Origin of the sequence: Curtobacterium sp. MCBA15_016 (assembly GCF_001865105.1) — a bacterium.
Classification (GTDB): domain Bacteria; phylum Actinomycetota; class Actinomycetes; order Actinomycetales; family Microbacteriaceae; genus Curtobacterium.
Genome location: NZ_MJGR01000061.1, coordinates 1 through 219 on the forward strand (window position 1 = coordinate 1; position 219 = coordinate 219).

Annotated in this window: 1 protein-coding gene; it reads right to left on the reverse strand. The window is 65.3% G+C overall.

What is annotated here, in order from left to right; all coding sequences use genetic code 11:
- On the reverse strand, nucleotides 1-219 hold a 219-nt coding region (locus BIV03_RS17525; RefSeq protein ID WP_139202062.1), incomplete at both ends, for an extracellular solute-binding protein.

The window sequence follows — 219 nt, forward strand, 5'->3', positions numbered from 1 at the left end:
GCTTGCCGGCGTCGATGATCGGCTTGAGCTGGGGGTTCGCCGCCGCGAGTTCGGCCGCGGCGTCGGAGTTCGTCGGCAGGTTGCCGAAGAGCTTGTAGTACTCGAGCTGCGCCTTGGGCGTGCTGAGCTGCTTGATGAAGTCGAACGACAGGTCCTGCTTCTTGCCGTAGTCGGCCACGACCCAGTTGTCGCCGGAGAGGATGCTCGCCGCCTCGATGC